We start from the raw sequence: 21,322 nt of genomic DNA, 5'->3' as shown, positions 1-21,322 counted from the left end.
AACTGCAAATCATCTTTTTATAGGATGAAAAATATATTTAAAGGCGGTTTTTTAGCCGCCATTTTTATTTGTTTTGCTAATTTTTTACATGCTGAAATATTGTTAAATGATAATATCTTAAACACTGCGATAGAACAAAATATCACTACAAGTTCTAGACAAATTTATGAATTAACTGGAGTAAATATCGCTTTAGCATTAAGTGATAAAAAAGATTTTGAAAGTTTAAAAAATTATGAAGCTAATTTAAGTAAGCCATATATTTTACTTGTATTTTCTAAAGCTTCACATAAGGTAGATATACTTGCAAGCGATGATGCTTTGGCTTTTTTTGATAAAGAAGGTGTTTTGAGTCCTTATCCTGAAAAAGGAACAATTTTACCTATACTTGCAAATCCTAAACAAAAAGATATTTATAATGCAGCTATTTTAAATGGTTATGCAGATATAGCCGATCAAGTAGCAAATTATTTTAATATAAAACCTTTTTATGGAAATTCAAATCGTGATACTTTAAATATCATGAGAATTTTAATCTATGGATTTTTATGTGTTGCAATTTTAATGCTAGTTCAAAGAAAAATCAAAAGGAGAAAATAAAAATGGAAAATAAGAAAACATTTTGGCCTTATGGTATTTTGATTTCTTTGGGGCTTATTGTTATAGCTTGTATTGTTACGATTTTTATTGCAAGTAAGGCTCCTGTGTATGAAGATAATTTTTATTTTGATTCTTATCAAAATGTAGAGTTAAATTATAATGAAATTCAAAACAGACAAAAGACTTTTGATGAAAATTTTAAGCTAAGCATTAAAGACAAAGAAAGCTTTATGCATAAGAAAAATCAAGTTTATTATATCAATGAAGGGCAAAATGAGCTTAGGATTGCAATTGAAAATTTAAAAGATTATGATTTAAGTAAGCTTCAAATCCAAACTTTACTTTCGCGTCCACATACAAATGTAAATGATGAGAATTTGCAAGTAAGATTAGAAGGAAGTGATTTGGTGTTTGATTTTAATATCAAAGAAAAAGGTGTTTGGCAAATACTTTTAAAAATCACTCAAGATGAAAATAGTGTAGGATTTTTTAAATTCTTTTTGCAGACTAAATAATGAAACTTTTTGTATTTAGCTCACTAAGAGCTTTAAGAAAGTATTATGAGAAAAAACTACAGGTTGATAGTTTAGTAGAACCGGCTATGAGTATAGCCGAATTTATACAAAAGTTAGTTTTTTCTCCACATTTTCAAGCAACACACTATGAGTGTTTACTTTTGATGAAAAAGGCTTGTGAGCAAACTAAAAATTTAGAGCAAAGCTTAAAAATACCGAGTAATTTTTTTGCTTTCTTAAAAAATAATGCTTATTTATTTAGTTTCTTTAAAGAGCTTAGTTTAGAAAAAAAAGATATCAACTCATTAAAATTTCATGATGCTTACGCTCAGTATGATGAACATTTGCAAATTTTAGAAGAACTTTTTAAAAATTATCTTACCTTGTTAAAAGAGCAAAATCTATATGATGATATTTCTTTGCCGCTAGATTATGAAATTAATAGTGATTTTTTAAAAAATTATGATGAGATTATTTTTGATTTTCAAGGTTTTTTAAATGCCTTTGAAGTAGAGCTTTTGTTAAAAGTTAAGGAAACAATTCCTCTTAAAGTGCAGTTTAATTGCACTAAATTTAATAAAGATTTTTTAAATACTCTTAGCTTTTTACAAGGACTTTCTCTTAAGGCAAATTATGCTTATTTGTTTGATTTAAATCAAAAAACAATTTTAAAAGAAGAGTGCTTTTTTAAAGAAAGTAAAATTAGTTATAAAAGTTTTCATTTAAGATCTTTGCAAGCTGCTTTTGTTTTTGAAAAAATTAATTCTTTTTTAAAATCCGGTATAAGCGCAAAAGATATTGTAGTGATTACACCTGATGAGAATTTTGTAGATATTTTAAGACTTTATGATAAAAACAATGTTTTAAATTATGCAAGTGGAGAAAGTATTAAAAATACACTTTTTTATCATAGATTAAAGTCTTTGTATGAAAGTGCTAAAGATGATGAGTTCGAGTATGAAGAAAATGAAGAATTTTATGAAAGGTGTAATTTAAACAAACATTTGTGTAATTTACACTTTTTTTCTTCTAGTGTTGATTTTACAGAGTTTAAAAAGTTTTTTGATGAAAATATTTCTTTTGATTTTTTTGAGAATTTTATTTTTAATTTGCTAGAAGATAGTGATGAGGAATTAAAAAATTATATACATCAAGAGCTTATTTTTATCAAAGAGCTTGTAAAAACACACGAGTTAAGCTTTGTGCAAATTTTAGAATTATTTTTCATGCAAATTGATGGTATAAAATTAAGCAGTGTTGGTGGTGGTGAAGTTACTGTAATGGGACTTTTAGAAAGTAGGGGACTTAGATATGACGGGGTGATTATAGTCGATTTTAATGATGAATTTATCCCAAAAAGAGTTTCAAGCGAGTTATTTTTAAACAATGAAATTCGCAAAAAAGCAGGACTTATCACTCATGCTCAAAGAGAAAATTTACAAAGACATTATTATTATACTTTAATAGCCAAGGCAAAATTAGTTGGAATTTCTTATGTGGAAAATGAAGAAAAAATCAAATCAAGATTTTTAAATGAACTTGAATTTCCACTTTATGAAGACAAGACTTATAGTAATAATGCTTATGTGAAATATTTCCAAACTTATCCATGTACTTTTAATCTTGAGCCTATTGTAAGTATTAAAGCAAAGCACGATTATTTTCAAAGTGATCTTTCTTTTTCAAGATTTCATCTTCTTGTGCATTATGGTTTGGATTATTATTATAAATATGTTTTAAGATTAAAAGAGCCAAAGACTTTAGATGATACACTTAGAGCAAATGAGTTGGGGAGTTTTATCCATAAGGCTTTAGAGCTTTATTATACACAAAAATCTAAAAATCATTTTGATTATGAAGTTTTTATGCAAGTGGTAAAAAGCATTAAACAATACCGAGTTGATGCGCTAAATTTAGCTTTAATACAAACTATATTTAAAGAATTCCAAACACTTGAAAATGAGCATTTTAAGCAAGGTTATGTGGTAGAAAAATGCGAATTTAATCCACCAAGAAAAGAATTTATCACAGAAAATGGAGTGAAAATTCACGCCATAGGCTTTTTAGATAGAGTAGATAATAATGGCAATGAAAGATTGATTATAGATTATAAAAGTGGCAAAGCAGATGAAAAGTCTTATCAACTTGCTTTTTATAAGTTTTTATTAGAAAATCAAAATGCCTTATTAAATACAAAAGCTTGTTTTTATGATCTAAAAAATATCAAAATCATACATGAAAATGCTAAAAGTAAGAGCGTACAAGAACTGAAAGATTTACTTAATGAGCTTGCTAAAGAGCCTTTGGAAAAAGAATTTTTTAATCAAAAAAACGACAATACTTACAGCCCTTATACCATGCTTTATAAAAAGGAGTTTAAGCTTTGAGTTATCATTTTGAGCCTTTTTTAGCTTTGGAAGCTAGCGCAGGAAGTGGAAAAACTTTTGCATTAAGTGTGCGTTTTGTAGCTTTGGTTTTAATGGGAGCTAAGATTAATGAAATTTTAGCCCTTACTTTTACTAATAAAGCTACAAGTGAAATGAAAGAAAGAGTTTTTAAAACCTTTTTAGAATTTGATGTGCTTGAAAATGGAGAGAATAAAGCAGAATGTAATGAGCTTATGAAAATGCTAGGCAAAAGCAAAAATGAGCTTATAGCTTTAAGAGAAAAATACAAAGATGAGTTTTTAAGATCTAAGCTTAATATCTACACTTTTGACAGCTTTTTTTCGCAAATCATGCGCTCTTTTGCTTTAAATTTAGGTCTTATGAGTGATTTTGATATTATAGAAAATCAAGATAGTTATAAAAATTTCATTTCTAAATTAGACGAAGAAGAATTAAGAGCTTTAGCTTATTATATTGTCCAAACAAAAAGTAAAAGTGATTTTTTGCAAAATCTTGAAAGCTTGTATGAAAGATCTTGTGAGATAAATTCTATACAAAATGCACATTTTCCAAATAAAACTTTTTTGGAAAAAAGCTTGAGTGAGTTTATAACTTATGCAAGAAATTTAAGTACAGATAAAAACTATCAAAAAAATTTTGAATTTGAAAACATAGAAGATTTCTTTACTAAACCTATTATTTGTGATTTAGATAAAAAGTATTTTGTAAAAGTCATCGATAGTGAATTTTTACAAAAAAGAGCAGAGTTTTTACAAAGCGCAAAAGAGTATTTTACTCAAATGGAAAATTATCGCATTAGTATGCTTGCAAAGCTTTTGAAGCATTTTAAAGAAGCAAGAAATGAAAACAATGCTAAGCAAAATGCATTGACTTTTTCAGATATAGCTTTAAAAACTTATGAGTTAATTAGTGATGAAACTAATAAAGATTTGATTTATTTTAGACTTGATGGTTATATTTCGCATTTATTAATCGATGAATTTCAAGATACTAATGTTTTGCAGTATCAAATTTTAAAACCCATCATTGCTGAGCTTGTTTCAGGCGAGGGAGTGAAAAAAAATAGAAGCTTTTTTTATGTGGGGGATAAAAAGCAAAGCATATATGGTTTTAGAGGGGGTAAAAAAGAGCTTTTTGATAAGCTTTTAAAAGATTTTCCACAAATTAAATTAGAGCATTTAGATACTAATTATCGTAGTAAAAAGATTATTGTTGATTATGTAAATGAAGTCTTTAAAAATAAATTTTTTGATAGCTTTTTAAATCCTAGCTTTACTTGGCAAAAAAGCATTAAAGAAGGTGGATATGTGGAAGTTTTGCAAAATCATATCCCGCCAAAAAGTTCTTTGCATGAAGCAAGCGGAAAAGAAGTTTTAAAGATCATCCAAAAGCTTTTAGAAAAAGGCGTAAAGCTTAGTGAAATTTGCATTTTGGTATGGATTAACAAAGACGCTACTTTAATGAAAGAATTTCTTGAAGAAAATAACATTAAAGCTTATACGCAAAGCAATGTAGCTTTGATAGATTGTATTAGTGCAAGAGTGCTTTTTGAGTATGCAAAGGCTTGTGTACTTAAAGATGAGTTTGGCTTGTACTTTGCAAGTAGTATTTTAGAAAAAGAACTTGAGTTTATAACGCTTGATTTAAACCACAGTGTAGGTGAGATTTTAAAATACCTAGTACATGTTTTAAAACTTGACTTAAGTGATGTGAATCTCATTGCGTATTTAGAGTATGCAAGTACTTTTGATAATTTTTTTGATTTTTTGTTTGCTCCATGTGAGTTAAAGTCTTTACAAGCTCAAGATGATGGAGTAAGTATTATGACCGTGCATAAATCTAAGGGGCTTGAATTTGAAAATTTAATCGTACTTGATAGACTTAGTAAAAAAGCTCCGGATAATGAAACTTTAATGTTTGAGTATGATTTAGAGCAAGGTTGGGAAGTAAAATACCGACACAGTGCTAGAAAATATCTTGAAGATCAAAATTACAATGCCTTTTTAGCTAAAAGAGAAAAACTTCAAGCAGAAGATGAGATAAATTGTCTATATGTAGCCCTTACTAGAGCTAAAAACTCTCTTTTTATTATAAAAAATGATGAGAGTTTTAAAACCTTTAAGAGCTATTTTCAAGACTATGAAGAAAAACAAATAGGCATTATAGAAGAACAGCTTGTTAAAACAAATGAGCCTTTAGAAAATTTAGAACAAATAGAAAACTTTGAAGAATTTCAAAAGGTAAATTTGCAAGAAGTCAAAGTAAAAAGTTATCTTTCAAGCACGCAAATACACTTTGGTTTGGCTTTGCATGAGTTTTTGCAATATTTTGATTTTAACACTAAAAGCAATTTTGAATTTTGCAAGCAAATGGTGTATAAAAAATATCGTTTTTACTTAGATGATGAAAGTTTTAATGAGCTTTTTAAAAGACTTACTATGCTTTTAAAAGATGAGAGCTTTAACGCGCTTTTAGCGGGTAAAAAGCTACTAAAAGAGCAAATCATCACTTATAAAGGTGAGCAAAAACAACTTGATATGCTTGCATTTGATGATAATGAAGCTATCATTATAGACTATAAAACGGGTTTAAATTTAAACGAGCATAAAAAGCAAGTTTTGCTTTACAAAGAAGCCATAGAAAAAATCTTAGCCAAGACTTCCACTAAGGCTTTTTTGGTGTATATTTTAAAAAATAAAGTGGAGGTAATATATGTGTAGTATAGATAAAGAACAATTTGATGGTAATATTTCTCTTTTTTATGGTGAAATAAAAAATGGAAACAATCATCGATATTTATCTTGGGAGCATTGCTATGAATATTTTTATATCTATAGGAAAGATATTGATTATGATTATGCTTCTTTGATGTTATCTTTTTATTTAGCTAGTTGGGGTATGTATAGGGGTTCTTCTTTTTTATTGCGCCATGATTATAAAATATATAAAACAATGTTAGAAGAGTTGTTGACTATTGATTTATGGGATAAGCATGATTGGAGTCAAATAATTAAAGCAAATGAAATTATAGAAAGAAAATTATCACCCTATAAAAATAATAAAGAAGATAAAAATAATAAAAACAAAATTAGTAATACACTGATCACAAAAATTTTGTTAGGAATTTTTGGCTGCACCCCTGCTTATGATAGATTTTTTGTAAATGGGTTAAAAAAGTATAATATAAACAACAATAAGATACCGATACAATATTGTAAAGATAGTTATATGGGGATTATGGACTTGATAGATAGATGTAAAAGTAGTTTTGAATTTCCAAAAATAAAATTAAAATTCAATGAAAATATATACTATCCGGATATGAAAATTATGGATATGTATTTTTGGGTTTTAGGAAAAGAATAAGCTTTAAATATTCTTAAATTAAGTATTAATTAAGCTAAAATAATTATAATCTCATTTTTAAAAAATTTTTTGGCAAAGGTAAGATGATGACAAAGATAACAAAGCCAAACGAAGTAAAACGCGAATGGATCGTTTTAGACGCTGAAGGAAAGCGTTTTGGTCGTCTTTTAACAGAAGTAGCGACTATTTTAAGAGGTAAAAATAAACCTTGCTATACTCCAAATGTTGACTGTGGAGATTATGTAATCATTATCAATGCTTCTAAAGCAGTTTTCACAGGTGCAAATAAAGCAGAAGATAAACTATATCACAGACATTCAGGGTATTTTGGAAGCGTAAAAAGTGAAAAATTTGGTGATTTATTAGAAAAAAATCCAGTTAAATTATATAAATTAGCAGTTCGTGGTATGCTACCTAAAACAAACCTAGGTAGAGCTATGCTTAAAAAATTAAAAATTTATGCAGGTAGCGAACATCCTCATACTGCTCAAATTGCTAATAAAGGAAAATAATCATGGCAACAACATACGCAACAGGTAAAAGAAAAACCGCTGTAGCTAAAGTTTGGGTAAAAGCTGGTAGTGGTAAAATCATCGTTAATGGTATGGATTTAAATACTTGGCTTGGCGGACATGAAGCTATAAAATTAAAAGTAGTTCAGCCTTTATTAGTAACTAAACAAGAAACTTCTATGGACATTAAAGCAACAACTTTAGGCGGTGGTTACAGTGCTCAAGCTGAAGCTTTAAGACATGGTATTTCAAGAGCTTTAGCTGCTATGGATGCAGATTTTAGAGCATTATTAAAACCAAAAGGACTTCTTACTAGAGATAGTAGAACTGTTGAGCGTAAAAAATACGGTCGCAGAAAAGCAAGAAGAAGCCCACAATTCTCTAAACGCTAATATTTTTTGGATCCATTTTGGATCCATTTTCTCTATTTTTTTAAAAAATCATATTTTTTTCATATATTTTTATTTTATTTAAAATCAAAGGATTTTTTGTTTAGAATAAATATTTATAATTCCAAGGTCCGATCAGGGAAACCTCCTTTTTGTAGTAAATTTAAGCCCCTTACCCAAAGGGGCTTATTTTATTTTAATCTTCTTTTTTATATAATCGCTCAATTTATTTTATAAGGATTGTTATGAAAAAAATTATAAGCTTAGTTAGTTTAGCTAGTTTTTTATTTGCTTTTGATGCTAGCAAAATAGAAATAACCCCGACCTTTAACTATACAACACCAGAAGGAAATTTAGATCTTAAAAATTATGGTGGAGTTGGCTTAAGATTTGGCTATCACTATGATGATTTATGGATAGATCAAGCTGAACTTGGTTTAGAGTATTATGATAATGCAAAATATAATAATCCAAATGATAATACACATACAAATACTAGTGTTTCGAGATTTTATGTGAATGCTATTAAAGGAATTGATTTAGCTAATCATGTGTATTTATATGGATTATTAGGAACAGGTTATGAGTATTTAAGTCATGGGGCTTATGAAAATAAAAGTGGTATGTTTGCTCAATATGGTGCGGGTTTTAAATTCGCACTTGGAGAAGATTTAGCTTTAAGACTTGAAGCAAGAGATCAAATTAAATTCAACAATGGCGAACATAATTTAATTTCTAGTGTTGGTTTAAGTTTTTATTTTGGCAATAAAGCTCCAAAAACTCCTAATGTTGAAACAAAACAAATTGAAGAAAAGCCACAAGTAAAACAAATCGATAAAACATGTTCAGAACCAAGAAAAGGTGCTTTGCTTGATCATATAGGTTGTGAAAAAACAATAGCCCTTGAGGGACATTTTGGTTTTGATCAGACTAATATAAATCCAGAATTTGCTCAAAAAATTCAAGAAGTGGGTAAGATCTTAGAAGAAAATCCTCAATACTATACTATTTTAGAAGGCCATACAGATAGTATAGGTCCTAAGGCTTATAATCAAAAATTATCATTAGAGCGTGCTAATGCCGTAGCGAAGGAACTTGAAAAAACAGGTGTTGCTAAAGAAAAAATTGTAACTAAAGGCTATGGTTTTGAAAAGCCAAAAGCAAGCAATGATACCAAAGAAGGTCGTGCGCAAAATAGACGCGTTGAAGCAAAATTTTTTATTAAAGAATAAACTTTGCTAAAAAAGACAATTTTATTTGATTTAGATGGCACTTTGATAGATTCTACAAGTGCCATTTTAGATGGATTTGATGCTGCTTTTAAAGCTTTTAATGAGCCTTTAAGAGATCATGAAGCTATTAAGGCTTTGATAGGTTTTCCTTTGGATGTAGCTTTTGAAAAGCTTGGTGTGACAAAAGAGAAAACAAGTGAATATATTAATGCTTATAGAAATGTATATCAAAAAATCTATATAGAACAAACTTCTTTACTTCCTTTTGCAAAAGAAAGTGTATATGAGGCTAGTTTATTTGCTGATTTAGCTGTTGTTACGACTAAAAGTTCTAAATTTTCTAAACCTTTACTTGATCATTTAGGTATAGGAGAGCATTTTAAAGTTATTATAGGTAGAGACGATGTAACTTGTCCAAAGCCAGATGCTGAGCCTATTTTATTAGCTTTGAAGAAACTTTCTAAAAACAAAGAAAATGCTTTTATGGTAGGTGATACTCATTTAGATATAAAAGCTGCTCAAAATGCCAATATTATTCCTGTGGCTGTAAGTAGTGGTTATGAAAGTAAAGAAAGTTTAGCTAAATTTGAAATTCCGCTTTTTAAAAATACCTATGAAGCCATAAAATATATAAGAAATATCCGATAATTTCCCATTTAAACTCTATACCTATAAATAATAAAAAATTTTTATTATTGTTTAAGACAATTAAAGATAAAGTAGTTATTGACTTTAAGTAATTATTTAATTATAAGGATAGATTAAATGAGTAAAATAATGAAAACGATGGATGGTAATGAAGCAGCAGCTTACGCTGCTTATGCATTTACAGAGGTTGCTGGAATTTATCCTATCACTCCAAGCTCTCCTATGGCTGATTATACTGACATATGGGCTTCTCAAGGCAAAAAAAATCTTTTTGGAGTGCCAGTTAAAGTTGTAGAAATGCAAAGTGAAGCAGGTGCAGCAGGGACAGTTCATGGGTCTTTGCAAGCAGGTTCTTTAACCACGACTTATACCGCTTCTCAAGGACTTTTGTTAAAAATACCAAATATGTATAAAATTGCAGGTCAACTTTTACCTGGAGTAATTCATGTGGCAGCTAGAGCTTTAGCATCTCAAGCGCTATCTATTTTTGGAGATCATCAAGATATTTATGCTGCAAGACAAACAGGTTTTGCTATGCTTTGTTCGCATTCTGTGCAAGAAAGTATGGATTTAGCAGGTGTTGCACACCTAGCAGCTATCAAAGGTAGAGTGCCTTTTATGCATTTTTTTGATGGTTTTAGAACCTCTCATGAAATCCAAAAAATTGAAGTAATGGATTATGCACATTTTGATCGCTTACTGGATCGTAAGGCTTTATTGGAATTTAGAAATTCCTGTCTAAATCCAGAAAATCCAAAAACAAGAGGTACGGCTCAAAATGATGATATTTATTTTCAAACAAGAGAGTTGGCAAATAAATATTACGAAGCTGTTCCTGATATTGTTAATGAATATATGCAAGAAATTTCAAAAATTACAGGAAGAGAATACAGACCTTTTGTGTATTATGGGGATAAAAATGCAACGCGTGTTGTTGTAGCAATGGGTTCAGTGACTGAAGCTTTAAAAGAAGTTGTAGATTATTTGAATAGCAAAGGTGAAAAAGTAGGGGTTTTAAAAGTTCATTTATATAGACCATTTAGTTTAAAATATTTATTTGATGTAATGCCTCAAAGTGTTGAAAAAATAGCTGTTTTAGATAGAACTAAAGAGCCAGGAAGTTTAGGAGAGCCACTTTATTTAGATTTAAAAAGCGCATACTATGGAAAGGAAAAAGCACCTTTAATCGTTGGTGGTAGATATGGACTTTCTTCAAAAGATGTTGATCCTGCCCAACTTTTAGCTGTATTTGAAAATCTAAATCAAGCAAATCCAAAAGATGGTTTTACCATAGGAATTAATGATGATGTAACCTTTACCTCATTGCCTGTGGGAGAGAAAATTTCTTTGGGTGATGAAAGTACTATAGAGTGTTTATTTTATGGACTTGGTGCCGATGGCACTGTAGGTGCAAATAAAAACTCTATTAAAATTATAGGAGATAAAACAGATTTTTACGCGCAAGCTTATTTTGCTTATGATTCTAAAAAATCAGGTGGTTATACAAGAAGCCATTTAAGATTTTCTAAAAAACCTATTACTTCAACTTATTTAGTTTCTACGCCACATTTCGTAGCATGCTCAGTGGCTGCGTATTTAGAAATTTATGATGTTTTAGCAGGTATTAGAAAAGGAGGAACTTTCCTTTTAAATAGTATTTGGAGTGCGCAAGAAACTATTGAAAAAATTCCAAATGCAGTAAAAAGAGTTTTAGCACAAAAGGAAATTAATTTTTATATCATTAATGCTACAAAACTTGCTAGAGAGATAGGACTAGGTAGTAGAACAAACACGATTATGCAATCAGCATTTTTCAAACTTGCTAATATCATTCCTTTTGAAGATGCGCAAAAATATATGAAAGAATTAGCTTATAAATCATATAGTAAAAAAGGTGATGCTATAGTTGAAATGAATTATAAAGCTATTGATGTAGGTGCAGATGGACTTGTAAAAGTTGATATTGATCCTTCTTGGGTAAATTTAGCTAATGAAGCAAAAGAAGAAACTATAGCTTATAAAGGTACTGAGTTTGTTGAAAAAATCGCAAAACCTATGAATGCAGCTAAGGGTGATGATTTACCAGTTTCGGCATTTTTGGGCTATGAAGATGGTAGTTTTGAGCATGGTACTACTGAGTATGAAAAAAGAGGCGTTGGTGTTATGGTGCCAAGATGGATAGAAACTAATTGTATTCAGTGTAATCAATGTGCTTCAGTATGCCCTCATGCAGTTATCAGACCTTTCTTGATTGATGAAGAAGAATTAAACAATGCTCCATCAGGTGTAAAAGAGCACAGCTTAAATGCAAAAGGCGTGAAAGAACAAAAATTAAATTTCAAAATTCAAGTTTCGCCGCTTGATTGTACAGGTTGTGAGCTTTGTGTGCATGAGTGTCCTACCAAAGAAAAATCTTTAGTGATGGTACCACTAGGTGAAGAGCTTGATCATGGTGAGCAAGAAAATGCAGATTATTTATTCAAAAAAGTAAGTTATAAAGATAATATTTTAAATAGAGAAAATACCAAAGGCATCCAATTTGCTCAACCTTTATTTGAATTTCATGGAGCATGTCCAGGGTGTGGAGAAACTCCTTATATTACTTTAATTACTAGATTATTTGGTGAAAAAATGATTGTTGCTAATGCAACGGGTTGTAGTTCTATTTATGGTGGCTCAGCTCCTTCAACTCCATATAGAAAAAGCAATAAAAATGGTCATGGACCTGCTTGGGGCAATTCTTTATTTGAAGATAATGCTGAATTTGGTCTTGGTATGAAAATAGCAACTGAAACTACAAGACATAAAATAGAACACATAATGAATGAAAGTATGCAAGAAGTACCTAACGCACTTTCTGCATTATATAAAGAGTGGATTGCAAATAAAGAAGATTCTAAAGTTTCTTTGGAATTAAGAGATAAATTAGTTCCATTGTTAGAAGAAAATAAGCAAATCAAAGCAGTTAATGATATTTTAGAACTTAAAAGCTATTTAAGTAAAAAATCACATTGGATTTTTGGTGGTGATGGCTGGGCTTATGATATAGGTTATGGTGGACTTGATCATGTTTTGGCAAGCGGTGAGAATGTAAATATTTTAGTGCTTGATACTGAAGTGTATTCTAACACAGGCGGTCAGAGCTCAAAATCTTCAAGAACGGGTTCAGTAGCACAGTTTGCTGCAGCAGGTAAGCCAGTACAGAAAAAAGATCTTGGTCAAATTGCTATGACTTATGGTTATATTTTTGTGGCTCAAGTAAATTCTAATGCAAATTATGCACAATTGTTAAAAGCTGTAATGGCGGCAGAAGCTTATGATGGACCTTCTTTGATTATTGCTTATTCTCCTTGTATAGCTCATGGTATTAAAGGTGGACTTGGAAATTCAGGAAATCAAGCAGAGTTAGCTACAAAATGTGGATATTGGCCAACTTATATTTATGATCCGCGTTTAGAAGCTGAAGGTAAAAATCCTTTAACAATTTCTTCAAAAGAACCTGATTGGGATTTATATGAAAGCTTTTTAATGAATGAAGTTCGTTATAATTCTTTGAAAAAATCAAATCCTGAGCAAGCAAAAGAATTATTTGAAAAAAATAAAGCAGAGGCACAACGTCGTTACAGACAGCTTAAGCGTTTAGCAAGTGCTGATTTTAGCAATGAAAATTAATTTTGTTTCGAATTTTTATTCTTGTTTTATGGGTAATTAATGCTTTTGGTGTTAATTATCCATTTTTAAATCAAAATTGTTATGTTGATAATTTAATTTCAATTCAAGATCCTTTTTTTAAAAAGACTACAAATATAAAATCTAATTTTTCTTTGCAAGCTATTGTTTCAAATAAGATTAAGATTAATGATAAGTGGTATGCTTTAAATGATTATATTGATGGTTTTAAAATAGTTGAAATTAGAAATTCTCAAGTTGTATTAAAAAAGGAAGAAAAAATAATGGTTTTAAATTTGTATGAAAAAAATAGTATTTTTATGTATTAATTTTTTGTTTTTTACAAATGTATTTGCCATGCAGTGTAATCAGCATTTTTTTAATATAAGAGTAGAAAACAAAACTTCTTTGCTTGAAATTTTAAATGAACTCGGAAGAGAGTGTGATTTTAGTATTATTATTAAAGATATTTTTGCTCAAGAAAAATTAATGCATGCTCAAAATTATTTACATATAAAGAAAATGTCTTTAAGAGAGATTTTTAAGCTTTTATTGGTGGAAAACAATCTTGCTTATGAATACGATAAAAATGCTTTAAAAATTTATGGAAAACAAGTTAAAACTTTTAAAGTGCATTATATAAGTTCTATTAGAGAAGGACAAAGTATTACTAAAGCTTCAGTGGATTCTAGACCAAAACAAGGAGATTATGATAATTATAAGGAAGTAGATAATTTAGTTATTAGTACTGATAAATTTGATTTTTGGGAGAAAATTTCAGAAGAAATTCAAGCTTTGTTGGATGAAAATACAACTAAACCTATTGTCAATACTAATGCAGGAATTATTACTTTAAATGCAACTCCATATGAACTTGCAAGAGTTGGAAAATATTTAGATGACTTAAATAAAAGACTTAAAAAACAAGTTTTAATTGATGTAAGTATTGTTGCTGTGCATTTAAACAAAAATCATTCAAGTGGAATTAATTGGCAAGAACTTGCTTTTAAACTTAATGGTGATGATAATGATTTTATAATTAATAAAGATGGTGTTAGAAATATTAACTTAAAAGCAAATATTGAAACCAAAGCTATTTTAAATTTATTACAAGAAAATGGTAAAACAACTATACTTTCTAACCCAAAACTTATGGCTTTAAACAATCAGCAAGCTATTATTTCTATAGGCGATACAATAAATTATCAAGTAAAAGAAAGTTCTAAAGGAACAGAAAATGGTACAATAGTTAGTGAAATATATAATAATTATTCTATTTTTGTAGGAATTTTACTTAATATATTGCCTGAGATTTCAGATGATCATAAAATTATGCTTAGGATTAATCCAAGCTTGAGTGATTTTAAATATAGTTTTGATAATCATAGACAAAGCAAACCAAGAAATATAGCGCCAGATACTATACAAAAAAAGCTTTCTACTGTAGTTGAAGTTGATGATGGGCAAACTTTAATTTTAGGCGGATTGATTAGTAAAAATACCATTAATAATCATAATGAAATAAGCATTTTATCTAAAATTCCACTTTTTGGAGCTTTATTTCAAGGAAAACAAAATTATGAAGATATTAGCGAAATAGTTTTTATTATCAAACCAAGTTTAGTAAAAACTAATAATAAAATTTTAAGTTTAAAAGACCTAGGTTTTCAGTATGAAGATGATATGTTTTAAAATCTTAATATGTTTTTCTTTTTTAAATGCTATAGAAATTCAAAACAATAGTTTTGATCAAAACATATTTTATGAAAAATTCATTAATCAACCAAACTATGAAAATGCTTTAAATTTAGCAAAATATTTTTATCAAAATAAAGAATACAAACAAGCAGTTTTTTGGGCTATGGAAGCCAATGATTTTGATTTATTGCAAAAAGAAGCTTGGCTTGTTTTTATTAATGCTAAAATAAAACTCGGAAGATATGAAGATGCTTTAATAGCTAAAAAAGAATACGAAAAGCTTTTGGAGATTTATTTTGAGTGATACACATCAAAAATTAAAAAACTTAAGTGAGTATTCTTTAAAAGAAATTGCTTCTCAATATAAAATGGAATTTTTAAATTTAAATCAAACTTTTGATTTTGAAAAATATCTTCACATCTTGCCTTTTTCTTTAATAGAACAACATGATATTTTTTGTTTTTATGAAGATGATGAAAAAATCCATATAGCTTCCTTTAAACCATTGGAAGAGAATGTTTTGGAAAAAATACAAAATTTATATCGTTTTAAAACTATCAAGATTTTTCTTTGTGTTTTTACACAATTTGAATTTTTGCTAGAAAGGGTTAAATTTTTAATTAAATTTCAAAATCATCTTAATAGATTAGAGCTTAGTTTGAAAAGTGATGAAAATAAAGATGAATTTTTATTAGAGCAGTTTTTGAATTTAATTTTAACTTATGCTTGTTTTTTAAGAGCAAGTGATATCCATTTAGAGCCTTTAGAAAATGAAGTATATGTAAGATTTAGAATAGATGGAAAGTTAAAATATATACATAGTTTTGATGCAAAATCATACCAAGCCTTATTGATGCATGTAAAAATTATTGCTTTGCTTAATGTAGCTGAACAAAGACAAGCTCAAGATGGGAGTTTTTCTAAAATCATTTTAGAGCAAAAATATGATTTTAGAGTTTCAATTATGCCTTTATTATTTGGACAAAGCATAGTGTTTAGAATTTTAAAACAAGATGGATATGTTTTAAAACTTGATAAACTTTTTATCAAAGAAGAAAATTTAATTCAGCTGAAAATACACACGAATGCACCTTATGGTCTGATTTTGTTTTGTGGGCCAACAGGGAGTGGTAAAAGTACTTTTATGCATGCTATTTTAAATGAAATTGAACAAAGTAAAAAAATCATCACTCTAGAAGATCCTATAGAATATAAACTTAAATATGCTCAACAAATTCTTTTAAATTCTAAAGCTGGATTTGATTTTCATAAAGCTTTAAGAGCAGTTTTAAGACACGATCCTGATGTGATTATGATAGGTGAAATTAGAGATGAGGAGAGTTTGGATATAGTTTTAAAAGCTTCTTTAAGTGGACATTTAGTTTTAAGTACCCTACACACTAATGGCGCTATAGAAGCTATTTTTAGAATGAAGCATATGGGTGCAAGAGAATACTTAATAGCTCATTCTCTTAATTTAATTATAGCTCAACGATTAGTAAGAAAACTATGTGAATGTAAAGAACCTAACAAGGAAAAATTTTACTTTCAAAATCAAGTTTTTGAAGGAAAATTTTACAAAGCAAAAGGTTGTGTTGAGTGTATGTATAGTGGATATAAAGGGCGTTTGATGGTAGCTGAATTTTTATTTTTAGATCATAATTTAAAAAATATGATAGAAAATAATGAAAATTATGAAAATATTTCAGCATACGCTTTAAAAAAAGGTTTTTTGACTTTAGGTATGGATGCTTTAGAAAAGGCGAAACTTGGCTTAACAAGTATAGATGAGTTAAGAAAGATTAGTTTTTGAAAAAATTTGTTATTTTTTATGTATTAAATAAAGAGCAAAAACAATATATAATAAGGGCTAGAAATTTATATGAAGCTAGAAATTTTGCGTTAAAGTCATTTGTAAATATTATTAGTGTTGAAGAATATTTCAAACCGATAAAACATAAAATCAAAGAAGAAGAGCTTATTTTCATTCTTAAGGATTTAAATATGATCTTAAAGGCAGGATTAAGCTTACAGGAAGCAATTTTAGAATTTTTAAAATCAAGCTATGAAAAACAAAATATTAAAATTTTTAATACAATTTATAATAAACTCAATAATGGAAGTTCTTATAATGAAGCCTTTAAAGATATTTTAAATTCTAGAGAATGTGCTATTTTAAAAATTTGTGATGGCAGAGAAGATTTACATAAGGCTCTTGATATTATTATTAGTTTAAAAGAAAAAAATCTTCATAGTTTTAAGCAGTTAAAAAAGGCTATAGCTTATCCACTTTTCGTTTTTATGTGTATTATTTTTGCTTTTTTTATTCTTATAACTTTAGTTTTGCCTGAATTTAAAACTTTATTTTTACAACTTGAATTGGATTTGCCAAAAATCACTCAAATTCTTTTTATTATAGCTGATTTTTTTAGTCATTTTTATATGATTATTTTATTAAATATAGGATTTTTTATAATACTTACTTATTCTTTTAGGAAGTCTTTGTTTTTTCATAGAATTCTTTTTTATTCTCCCATTTTTGGAAAAATAATATTTTATCAAGATAAATTTTGTTTTTTCTTAATTTTTTCATATTTATTAAAAGCAGGGGTGGATATAAAAAGAGCTTTTGAACTTGCTTGTGAAGGTATAGAAAATCAATTCTTTAAAAACAAAATGTTTATTATAAAGACTTCATTTGAATCAGGACTTGATTTAGCTCAAGCTTTTTCTAACACAAAGCTTTTTGAGCCTTTTGTGATAAGAATGTTAAATTTAGCTTTAAAAAGTTCTAAATTAGATGAAAGTACTTATGAGCTTGCTTTGTTTTATGAGTATAAAAAAGAAAATTATACTCAAAAGCTTTTGAGTGTTTTGGAGCCTTTGATGACAATTTTTATGGCGAGTTTGATTTTAGTTTTAGCCTTGGGTGTATTTTTACCTATGTGGCAAATTAGTCAAGAAATTTAAGCAAGATAATCATAAGCAACCTTAGCTATAGTTAAAGCAACCATAATCAAAAAGAGTTTTTTGATAAAAGTTCCTTGCGTTTTTAAGACTAGTTTTGATCCTATAAAAGCACCTAAAATTTGGCCTATACCCATTAAAATACCAACTTTCCAAAGCACCTCATAAGAGTATAAAAATACCCCTAAAGCTACTATATTACTAGTAAAATTTAAGATTTTAGTATTAATGCTTGCACTTTTCATGCTAAAACCAAGAAATATCACGCAAGCAAAAATCCAAAAAGATCCAGTACCAGGTCCTAAAAAACCATCATAAAAACCAAGTAGCAAGCCAAAGATGATTTGAAAGCTTGTAGTGCTCATTTTAGCTTTATTATGTACATGGCCTAAATCAGGCTTGAAAATAGTGTAAAAAAAGATTAAAACAAGGCAAATTAATACAATGATTTTAACAGCATTTTGATCTATTAGTAAGACTGCATAAGTTCCAATGGCTGCACCAATAGCAGTAAATAAAATTCCCAAGGCTATCTTTTCTATATGCATAGATTTTCTATAAGCTAAAACCGCAGTGAGTGATCCAAAGGTACTTTGAAGTTTATTAGTAGCTAGGGCTAAATGAGGAGGAATACCACAAGCAAATAAAGCAGGTATGGTAATAAGCCCACCACCACCTACAATCGCATCAACACAGCCTGCAAAAGCAGCAACAAAGAATAAAATCACATAATAAGTTAATTCAAGCTCCATAAGCTTTCCTTGTTTTGTCCGATTCTATATAGAGCAAAATCATATTTTATAGGATCAGTAGGATCGAATTTTTTAAGACTTTGCGTAAGTTCTAAAACACTTTTAAAATCATAAATCTTACGCTTTAAAAGCTTAAGTTTTAATGAAACTTTATGAGTATGAGTATCTAAGGGTATGAGTAAGTCTTTTTTATCGATATTTTTAAACAAACCTAAATCTAATTCATCTTTTCTTACCATCCACCTAAGATACATATTATATCTTTTTAAAGGACCTTTTGGAAGGTTAAATTCTTTTGAAAAGAAAAATTCATAACCATAACTTTTGTAAGGATTAAGCTTGTAAATTGTTTCTATGAAAGCTTTTATTGCTTGTGTTATGTTTTGCTCTTTTTGATAAGTTTTGGTAAAAATATTTTCTATACTATCTTCATTTTTTAAGCGCTTGAGTGTGATAAAAATTTGAGCTATATCTTGAGAGTTTTGAAAGCGGTATTTTAGATTTTTACATTCTTTTTTAATAATCTCATCGCTTTTCTCAAGCAAGGAAAAATCAAGTTTATTTAAAAAATTTACAATATTTTTAGCATTCCCATAGGCAAATAAAGCACAAAGCAAGGCTATATTTTCATCTTTATAAACACTTGCAATTTGCAAAGGATCAGGATGAGAAAAAAGCTCTTTTTGAGTGTTTTTGCTTAAAATTGCTTCATCTAAAAGAGCTTTAATTTGCATTAAGATTTTAAACCAAGCAAGGTTTCAAGCATTTGGTCAACGGTAGTTACGATTTTAGCTGCAGCGCCATAACTTGCTTGATATTGTATGAGTGCTGCTAATTCTTCATTGGTATTTACGCCACTTTTTGATTGGTATTCTGCATAAGCTGTATTAAATACCGTCATATTAGTCGCATGCGCAAAGCCATTGCTTTCAGCATCTGAAGCAATTTGGCCTGTAAATTTTCTATAATATCCATCTAAAGTCATAGTATCTACTGTACCATCTTTATTATAAAAATTTACTTTTTGATTTTGAAGTTGCAACATAGCATTAGCTACATCGTTATTTCCATCAACTCCGTTTGAACTTGCTTTTAAGCTATTTGGATCATTTCTAATGCTTGAATTTACATTAATGCTACTTGCATCTTGACCATTAAAAAATGAAGATACATTTAAAGCACCTGGGAAATTTGTGCCATTGTCTTTAAAAGCTATTTTATAACCTTTTTTTAAGCCATTGATTTGGAAATTTCCACTATCACTTTTTCCATCATAATGATAAAAGGCTTGAAAATAATCATTTAAATCATCACCACCTTGACCATTTTTATTATCATCAATATCTGCATTGATTTGTTTAATAACATCTTCTATAGTGGTATTGACATCTATTTTTATAGTTCTAGTAGCTACTGCATTACCTTTTTCATCATAAACTGTGATGTCAAAGCTTCCTGCTTGGATGTTTTTATCATAACTCATTAAAGAAGTATCAGATTTTAAACCTTTTAAATCATCTGAATTTACTTTATCGGTTGCTGCTTGAGCATAGACGTTATTAGTTTGAGTTATGAGTGTTTTTGTAAAGGTATTGAGCATATCTTTATACTCTTGTAATTTTCCATCGCTGTAAGTATCATGATTGCCATCATAATTTCTACCTCTAAGATCAAGTTGAGCACCAAGCTGCCCACCTGAAATTTTGCTTGTTAAATCATAGCGGTTTTCATCATTTACTTCATAATAAATTTGATAAAAACCATTAGGGTTGTTATTATCTAATTTTAAAGGGTGAAAGCTAGAGCCATTTACTATACTAAAACCTTGAATACTTAAATCATAATATCTTCCAGAATCAGTCATGGTAGATTCTAAAGTACTATCTTGAGAGCTTGTTCCTTTCCAAGCAACGGCATTAACTAACTTTGAAAGTCTAAGTTCGAGCTCATCTCTTTTGTCTCTTAGTTGATTTGCATTATCGGTAGGTAAAACTTCTTCATTTTCAAGTTGTTTATTAATATTTGCAATTTCTTGACCAATGTTATTAATCTCATCTACGGTTTGTTGAATTTGCTCATTAACGGTTTGTTGCATTTTGCTAAGATCTTGTAATGTTTTTTGTATGTTCTGAGCTAATGTGTTTGCACTATTAACAAGATCTATTTTACTTGCCCCATCGCTTGGGTTGGAAGCAAAGTTATTCCACGCATCATAGTAATTTTTATAATCTTGTAAAATACCAGTTCCTTGCATATCAGGAAATCTTTGACTTGCTTCTTGTAAAATTTGTCCTAAATAATTTGTATAGTTTTGTTGAGTAGTGGCGTTTTTTAGCTCATAATAAGAATGCTCATCATGTAATCTTTTAATAGTATCAATTTGCGTACCTGTTCCTAGGTGTAAGCCACCTCTATCAAGAGACATACCTGAACTTTGCACCGCTCTTTGTCTAGTATAAAATACTGCATTTGCATTAGAGATATTGTTACCTGTAGTATTGATTTGAAGTTCAGCAGCTCTTATACCACTAACCCCTGTATATAAACTATCAAAAATTCCCATGA

Annotated in this window: 18 protein-coding genes; 15 read left to right on the top strand and 3 right to left on the bottom strand. The window is 28.8% G+C overall.

Annotated elements, in window-relative coordinates; genetic code table 11:
* The first annotated feature begins 24 nt into the window (after positions 1–24).
* The 15 genes from L8X50_RS04740 to L8X50_RS04670 all read left to right on the top strand — a co-directional run bounded on the left by L8X50_RS04740 (position 25) and on the right by L8X50_RS04670 (position 18,008).
* The gene (locus L8X50_RS04740; RefSeq protein WP_261529512.1) at positions 25–600 is read left to right on the top strand and encodes a hypothetical protein; all 576 of its coding nucleotides are present in this window, start codon (positions 25–27) and stop codon (positions 598–600) included.
* A gap of 2 nt (positions 601–602) precedes the next feature.
* Positions 603–1,115 carry a FixH family protein gene (locus tag L8X50_RS04735; protein ID WP_165955270.1) on the top strand — a complete coding sequence of 171 codons (513 nt, stop codon included), beginning with the start codon at positions 603–605 and terminating at the stop codon, positions 1,113–1,115.
* Positions 1,115–3,502 carry a PD-(D/E)XK nuclease family protein gene (locus L8X50_RS04730; protein WP_263660524.1) on the top strand — a complete coding sequence of 796 codons (2,388 nt, stop codon included), beginning with the start codon at positions 1,115–1,117 and terminating at the stop codon, positions 3,500–3,502. Before L8X50_RS04735 ends, L8X50_RS04730 begins: the two co-directional genes overlap by 1 nt.
* On the top strand, positions 3,499–6,243 hold the full coding sequence (locus L8X50_RS04725) for a RecB-like helicase (RefSeq protein WP_263660523.1): 2,745 nt from the start codon (positions 3,499–3,501) through the stop codon (positions 6,241–6,243). The genes L8X50_RS04730 and L8X50_RS04725 overlap by 4 nt, the downstream gene beginning before the upstream one ends.
* The gene (locus tag L8X50_RS04720) at positions 6,236–6,889 is read left to right on the top strand and encodes a hypothetical protein (RefSeq protein ID WP_263660522.1); all 654 of its coding nucleotides are present in this window, start codon (positions 6,236–6,238) and stop codon (positions 6,887–6,889) included. Before L8X50_RS04725 ends, L8X50_RS04720 begins: the two co-directional genes overlap by 8 nt.
* A gap of 86 nt (positions 6,890–6,975) precedes the next feature.
* Complete coding sequence (gene rplM / locus L8X50_RS04715) at positions 6,976–7,401, top strand: 50S ribosomal protein L13 (protein WP_039617653.1); 426 nt, start codon at positions 6,976–6,978, stop codon at positions 7,399–7,401.
* A 2-nt stretch (positions 7,402–7,403) separates the two neighbouring features.
* Positions 7,404–7,793 carry a 30S ribosomal protein S9 gene (gene rpsI / locus L8X50_RS04710; protein ID WP_039617655.1) on the top strand — a complete coding sequence of 130 codons (390 nt, stop codon included), beginning with the start codon at positions 7,404–7,406 and terminating at the stop codon, positions 7,791–7,793.
* A gap of 242 nt (positions 7,794–8,035) precedes the next feature.
* Positions 8,036–9,022, top strand: a complete 987-nt coding sequence (locus tag L8X50_RS04705) for an OmpA family protein (RefSeq protein WP_263660521.1) — start codon at positions 8,036–8,038, stop codon at positions 9,020–9,022.
* Between the two features lie 3 nt (positions 9,023–9,025).
* Complete coding sequence (locus L8X50_RS04700; RefSeq protein WP_263660520.1) at positions 9,026–9,670, top strand: HAD family hydrolase; 645 nt, start codon at positions 9,026–9,028, stop codon at positions 9,668–9,670.
* 117 nt (positions 9,671–9,787) lie between these two features.
* Positions 9,788–13,342 carry a pyruvate:ferredoxin (flavodoxin) oxidoreductase gene (gene nifJ, locus L8X50_RS04695; protein WP_263660519.1) on the top strand — a complete coding sequence of 1,185 codons (3,555 nt, stop codon included), beginning with the start codon at positions 9,788–9,790 and terminating at the stop codon, positions 13,340–13,342.
* A gap of 2 nt (positions 13,343–13,344) precedes the next feature.
* Complete coding sequence (locus tag L8X50_RS04690) at positions 13,345–13,668, top strand: hypothetical protein (RefSeq protein ID WP_263660518.1); 324 nt, start codon at positions 13,345–13,347, stop codon at positions 13,666–13,668.
* On the top strand, positions 13,640–15,031 hold the full coding sequence (mshL, locus tag L8X50_RS04685; RefSeq protein ID WP_263660517.1) for a pilus (MSHA type) biogenesis protein MshL: 1,392 nt from the start codon (positions 13,640–13,642) through the stop codon (positions 15,029–15,031). Before L8X50_RS04690 ends, mshL begins: the two co-directional genes overlap by 29 nt.
* Complete coding sequence (locus tag L8X50_RS04680) at positions 15,012–15,341, top strand: CDC27 family protein (protein WP_263660516.1); 330 nt, start codon at positions 15,012–15,014, stop codon at positions 15,339–15,341. The genes mshL and L8X50_RS04680 overlap by 20 nt, the downstream gene beginning before the upstream one ends.
* Positions 15,334–16,851, top strand: coding sequence for a GspE/PulE family protein (locus tag L8X50_RS04675; RefSeq protein WP_263660515.1), 1,518 nt, complete (start codon positions 15,334–15,336; stop codon positions 16,849–16,851). The genes L8X50_RS04680 and L8X50_RS04675 overlap by 8 nt, the downstream gene beginning before the upstream one ends.
* Positions 16,848–18,008, top strand: a complete 1,161-nt coding sequence (locus L8X50_RS04670) for a type II secretion system F family protein (protein ID WP_263660514.1) — start codon at positions 16,848–16,850, stop codon at positions 18,006–18,008. Before L8X50_RS04675 ends, L8X50_RS04670 begins: the two co-directional genes overlap by 4 nt.
* Here L8X50_RS04670 and L8X50_RS04665 read toward each other — a convergent pair.
* From L8X50_RS04665 to flgK, 3 genes are read right to left on the bottom strand one after another with little or no spacing between them, the layout of a single operon-like run.
* A complete protein-coding gene (locus L8X50_RS04665; protein WP_263660513.1) occupies positions 18,005–18,757 on the bottom strand; it encodes a TSUP family transporter in 753 nt (250 codons plus the stop codon). The two genes, L8X50_RS04670 and L8X50_RS04665, sit on opposite strands and share 4 nt — an antisense overlap.
* The gene (locus tag L8X50_RS04660) at positions 18,742–19,491 is read right to left on the bottom strand and encodes a TIGR02757 family protein (RefSeq protein WP_263660512.1); all 750 of its coding nucleotides are present in this window, start codon (positions 19,489–19,491) and stop codon (positions 18,742–18,744) included. Before L8X50_RS04660 ends, L8X50_RS04665 begins: the two co-directional genes overlap by 16 nt.
* Positions 19,491–21,320 carry a flagellar hook-associated protein FlgK gene (gene flgK, locus L8X50_RS04655; RefSeq protein WP_263660511.1) on the bottom strand — a complete coding sequence of 610 codons (1,830 nt, stop codon included), beginning with the start codon at positions 21,318–21,320 and terminating at the stop codon, positions 19,491–19,493. The genes L8X50_RS04660 and flgK overlap by 1 nt, the downstream gene beginning before the upstream one ends.
* Positions 21,321–21,322: the final 2 nt, after the last annotated feature.

Origin of the sequence: Campylobacter sp. CNRCH_2013_0898h, from assembly GCF_025772965.1 — a bacterium.
Lineage (GTDB): Bacteria > Campylobacterota > Campylobacteria > Campylobacterales > Campylobacteraceae > Campylobacter_D > Campylobacter_D lari_D.
Note: the sequence above shows the minus strand (reverse complement) of the source record. Positions and strands in the feature narration are given on the sequence as shown.